This window comes from Rhodoferax sp. (assembly GCF_037143375.1).
GTDB lineage: Bacteria > Pseudomonadota > Gammaproteobacteria > Burkholderiales > Burkholderiaceae_C > Rhodoferax.
Genome location: NZ_JBAWYV010000187.1, coordinates 1 through 5227, shown reverse-complemented (window position 1 = coordinate 5227; position 5227 = coordinate 1). Strand labels below are relative to the sequence as shown.

Annotated in this window: 7 protein-coding genes; 5 read left to right on the top strand and 2 right to left on the bottom strand. The window is 45.0% G+C overall.

All coding sequences use genetic code 11. The annotated features are described in order from the left end of the window. Positions 1-145 precede the first annotated feature (145 nt). The gene (locus WCG50_RS17155) at positions 146-1498 is read left to right on the top strand and encodes a tyrosine-type recombinase/integrase (RefSeq protein WP_336900812.1); all 1353 of its coding nucleotides are present in this window, start codon (positions 146-148) and stop codon (positions 1496-1498) included. A gap of 26 nt (positions 1499-1524) precedes the next feature. Here WCG50_RS17155 and WCG50_RS17150 read toward each other — a convergent pair whose 3' ends face one another. Both WCG50_RS17150 and WCG50_RS17145 read right to left on the bottom strand, forming a co-directional pair. Beyond that, positions 1525-1740, bottom strand: a complete 216-nt coding sequence (locus WCG50_RS17150; protein WP_336900811.1) for a hypothetical protein — start codon at positions 1738-1740, stop codon at positions 1525-1527. Between the two features lie 263 nt (positions 1741-2003). Further along, entirely contained in the window at positions 2004-2540 is a 537-nt protein-coding gene (locus tag WCG50_RS17145; RefSeq protein ID WP_336900810.1) for a hypothetical protein, read from the bottom strand. Between the two features lie 534 nt (positions 2541-3074). On the opposite strand from WCG50_RS17145, the gene mobV reads away from it, so the two are divergent. From mobV to WCG50_RS17125, 4 genes are all read left to right on the top strand, one after another. Then, entirely contained in the window at positions 3075-3929 is an 855-nt protein-coding gene (gene mobV, locus WCG50_RS17140) for a MobV family relaxase (RefSeq protein WP_336900809.1), read from the top strand. 14 nt (positions 3930-3943) lie between these two features. Then, a complete protein-coding gene (locus tag WCG50_RS17135; RefSeq protein ID WP_336900808.1) occupies positions 3944-4243 on the top strand; it encodes a hypothetical protein in 300 nt (99 codons plus the stop codon). Between the two features lie 57 nt (positions 4244-4300). Continuing rightward, positions 4301-4780 carry a hypothetical protein gene (locus tag WCG50_RS17130; protein WP_336900807.1) on the top strand — a complete coding sequence of 160 codons (480 nt, stop codon included), beginning with the start codon at positions 4301-4303 and terminating at the stop codon, positions 4778-4780. Positions 4781-4925: 145 nt separating this feature from the next. Then, the coding region (locus tag WCG50_RS17125) for a hypothetical protein (protein WP_336900806.1) at positions 4926-5227 on the top strand (302 nt) is incomplete at its 3' end.

Here is a 5227-nt window from a genome sequence, read left to right as displayed (position 1 = left end):
AAATTCCATGAATTTCCGCTAGTTTCCCAAATTTTTTCCCAAACTGCGATCACAATGGGCAATCAATCCCACTTTCGTATTGACAGCAATTCGGGCAACCCGAGATTGTAACTTAGCCACCAAACCGAAAACGAGGGCAATAGTCATGGCAAAACCCAAAAATCGCTCACCGTGGCGAGTGAAACTGCCAGGCAAGGAAGTCCGACAGTTTCGATTGGAATCCCAAGCTAGGACCTATCTAGCTGAATCTGGATACACGGACGACACGGCCTACCCAAGAGGAGCCCTCAAGCAGCTTGAGACCGCATTTGAGGGGCAGGTAATCCGAAAGGACAAGCTCGGCAATCTGGTGAGGCGCAGTGAGACCTTCGACACCTACGACGAAGCAGAGAAATTCATTGCGAAACAGGATGCTGACCTCGACAGAATTTTGGACAATCAAGGGGCATTTGAGGCGGATTTTGAGACGATCACGGTTAGAGAGGCCTTAAAAAAGTTCCACGCCACTCACTACAAAGGGAAGGCCTCCTTCAAGGAAAATGGCTATCGCATAGATCACCTGATCGAGTGGCTAGGAGGTGACCGAAAGTTCCGAAGTTTGACGACTAAAGACTTCAAGAATTTGCGTGCAACGCTACAAGGCGAAGGTGATATCAAGATCAACCCGTATTCAGCATCTTCCCAGCGCAATTACTTCACCGTACTCACATCCTTGTATAAGCACGCGATTAAGGAATGGGAGTACCCAGTCGCCAATTTAGCCTCAGGAATCACCCTTCCAAAGCCCACGAATTACATTCAGCGTGACTGGCAGGGAGATGAAGAAGTTCGCCTAATGAAATCGCTAGAAGAGCGGTCTCCTTGGCTCATACCCATAGTCGAACTGTCGTTGGAGATGGCGTTTCGACGGGGCGAACTTGTACAAGGGGAAAAAAACAAAAAGACTGGCTTGCAAACTGGTGGCCTGCAATGGGAAAACATAAACTGGGCGAAAGGGGAGCTCACCCTGCTAACAGAGAAAAACGATTCATCTAAAAAGGTCACAGAGTCACTAGGGCGTACCGTGCCACTGACTCAACGAATGCAAGAAATTCTCAAGCCCTTGTACGAAGCCAGCAAGACTAAAAAGGGGCTTGTGTTCCAAGGAACAACAAACTCAGTAACTGGTGCATTTTCTAACGCCTGCAAACGGGCTGAGCCACCTATCGAAAAATTGACCTTTCACAGTCTTCGAAAAATTGCAACAAAAGCACTGTCCAACCGTGTGGACAATCCTATGCAGCTTCGTCGCCTAACAGGCCATAGGAATGTTGAAGTGCTAGACAAGCGCTATTTCAACATCCGCGTTGAAGAGCTGGCCGCGTTGCTTCTTAAATCCTCAGGCAGCATTCAACATCGTGGGGTAGCCGCCCTTACCAAGGTCCTAGGCCTCAAAGACACCAAGATATTTCTTCGCGAGGTCCGCAAACTAAAGGAACTTGATGATGTATTCAAATAGAAAACATCATCATATTGAGCGATGTTTTAGCTTTTATTTTTCAGGTTAGCTTGTGAGGCCTTTAGTTCAGCCTTCAATGTCCGCAGTTCCAAAGCGTGATATTTGCCCTCCCAGTGCTTCGCCTCCTCGAGCAAGGAGACATTTTGCAAATGAAGCTCCTTATTTGCTTCTGCCAAATCGGACATTGTTTTTTGTTGACGAATGCGGTACGCAGCTTGTTTTTCGTTGTTGGTTAGTGCCATGTTTTAAATATCTCCCAAATTGGTTAGTAATTAGTTACGTAACCAATATACTAACTAGGTTAGGTAACTGGTTATATTATAAATTGCCAAATCGAAAAAAGGGGGACCATATGCCAATTAGCACCTTAAAAGAATGCCCTTTTTGCATAAGAACAAAACATTTATCTACTAAACTAGCATCCACATAAACCCTGCACCATACTGCAATTGAAAGTAAAACCAATTCCCTTTCCGTCACCTTCCTTGAGAATCATCCTAAAACATTAATTCTTTGAGGGCTTCTCTATAAGAGGCTTTTTTGTAAGGACAGGCATCACTTTTTTGCTTACCTTTTTGTTGATTTTGATCGGCCTATCTTCTTGAGGAACATTCAAAACAGCTTGAAATGTCCCCTCTTTTCGATCACCATAGCTTTCCCAAAAAACACTTGAGTTAACTCTGTAAGTGTGCGCAGCTCCAGGAATTTGCTCTATCCACTTTTCGGCTTTAAGGAGCGCCAAGGACCGTCGAACGGTCATGTCTGATGCACCAGACATTGCCTTTAGAGCCTCATAGTCAGCTTGTAAGGCGTTCTCAATTTGCCCCATGTATTCCACCATGCATAACAAAATTTGAGCAGCTTTAGGTGATCTGGATATAAGTCCGCGAAGTGGAGAAACCGCACCGTTTGAAAGCTGAATAAAATCTTTGTTTCTTCTAGCCCTTTTCCGCGCCGTTTCCTCAAAAGCCTCCTCCTTGGCAATGTCAGCCAGTCTCGCCTTTGCTTCAGATTCCTGTAAATAAGTTGGATGTCCTGTCATTTGCTTGCTTTCATCGTCATTTTGTTAAAAATTAGTCTTATCATGGGTGGTAGTCAATTCTACCATGCATGATAAATTTAAAAACTGTAACTTATTGATTTATATAGACTTTATTTATCATCTATATATCCCTCTTCTTTATCTCAAAGCCAATCCAATTTTTGTGTGAAATGCGGCTTCCCTTCCCCCAAAGGGGATAGATAGGTGACTGCACTAGGTGACTGCCCTTGAACAGCCAAGAAAGTTGAAGGAAGCTGTTTTAGGATGATTCTCAAGGAAGGTGACGAAAGAATGATTCGGCAGAAAGACGGACAACCAAGCATTATGAAGAGGATTGTCAACAGGAATGAGCAATCCGACATAAATGCCATTATTAGAAATCCAATAGATATTTGCTGAAATACATGGGAATTCAGCCTATATATTAGGCGGGGGTGCATGGGGGATTCATCCCCCTGCCACATGGTTCAATTTATTGAACCGTAATGTGTACGGATTGAGATAAATATCGAAAAACGTTGTTACTATGAATTCATGTTCGCAATTCTAGGCATCAACAAGCACAAAGACAGGGGCTCGCTTCAAAAGCGGGCATCCCATCATTTGCGCGCGCATTTGGTGGCCAATGCAGACCCTGACAAACTCGCACTCAATGGGGCGAGCTGGCAAGGAACGCCTGATGATCTAGTGCGAGAAATATGGGATCGCACCGATCCAGCCATGCAACGAAAGGATGGGGTGCGTGTCGTTGAACTGCTATTAACTGCAAGTCCAGATTGGTTTCTGATTAACCCTTTAACACGACTTAAAGAATTATCGAATGGTGCTCGCGAGTTCCTAACAGAAACTTTTGGCAAGACCAATATCGTTGCGATGGGTCTACATCGTGACGAAAAAACCCCACATATTTGGGCCTTTGTAACACCCATTTATGAAGGAAAGTTGCGTGCATCTAGGTGGCTTGACGGAACAACAAAGATGCAAAAATTGCATACCGATTGGGCTGCAAAGATGGCACCAACTGGGCTAATCCGAGGTGCGCATAAAAGCGGGGCAAGGCAAATTGATATTCGAACGTACTATAGCGCTGTCAACGGCGAAAAAAATGCGCAAGAAACTATTAGCCGCGAAATGTCCAGACGTGCAGCAAGAGCCCAAAAGAAGGCTGAAGCTGCAGAAATTTTAGCGGCAGGACTGGAAGCGCGAGAGATAAAGTCAAGATTGATTTTTGACACATTGACCGAAACTCAAAGAGAAAACGCCGCCAAGCGATTTTTCGAGCTTCAAGCCATAGAACCATTGCCAAACAATGAAAGCCGAGCATACGGCGATACAAGGCCCATGCCGCGCCAAGCCCCATCGACACAGCGGCATCCAAGACCATCATAAAAGGGAGTCAAATAATGAATGGCGAAACTATAGAACTTGTACGATTACAGAATCGCGTTCGACGCTTAACACAAGCAAATTTAAAACCAAGCCCTAGTCCAGGCATTTCAATTGGCGCACAGAGTTCGAAGAGAGTGGCAATAATCGAAGCAAGACTACCATCATTTATTGACGAACCGCGACAAAAGTTACTTGATTTAAAATCGCCAGACGCAATAGAAGCATTGGAAAATCTAGTTCAAGCTCAAATGCAGGCCGCATATGCACGGATAGATTTATTAAGAATAAAATTAAAAATCTCAAACTTGGACTGACGGTGATATGCTGATGTAATGGCTAGCGAAATACCATCGAACGCAATTCGGGTCGATATGCGCGAGTTGTCTGACGGCTTAGACGAGTGGGCTCTTGCCATCGGTAGATTTCTTGTCGCCTTTTCTTCCTGCGAATACTGGACGTACCAGTTCATTAGAACGTACGGCTCAGAGAACTTGCGGGAATCCATCAGTGATTTACAGCTAAAGGCACGGGCCGCTATCGCCCACGCGCTTGTTACGGACATTGGCCTTACTAGCGAAGCTCAAAAGCGAGTTGACCAAGCCTTTGCCGAACTAAGCAGACTGGCAAAACCTCGAAATCTTGTTGCTCACAACTGTCCATTAGTTCAACTTTACAAGGACGAGCGAGGTGAAATCTTCGTCCGACATGAACTTCGAAGCGCACGTGATGAACTGAAAGACATCACAATCGAGCGGCTAGCAGCGCTGACCGTCGAGTCCCGTGATCTCGATCAGGAACTAGCACTGCTCTATGGTCTTATTCGTCAACCAGCAAATCACCGCTGCGAATGAGAACTGCTCTAGGCGGCAATCCACAACGGTTTACTGAGCTTTCCTAGTCACCGAAGTCGTGTGTAAACTCATGTCATAGCCCATCCTTGGGCAGTGGCTTATGTAAATTCGTCAAAGTGTCTGCAATCGAAAGCCCCTCTAAAACATGAACTACTATTTAAATAGAATTCTCTTGGTTGGCTTCGTTGCTTTTCAACTATCGCCCCAAGCGTCTGCAGGAAGCGTGGAGATATTGGGGCGCTCGATAGAGATTTCCCCGCCTGCAGGTTACTGCCAAATAGGTGGCAATCCAAAGGATATGGAAATACTAAATCATGCAAAAGAGGTTCTTAATGCTCAAAATCGCCTTTTGATGTTATTTGCGAACTGCGATGAATTATCAAACTATAGAAAAAATAGTTCCAAATCTATTGATAACTATGGTTGGATACTTGCCACAACTCAAAG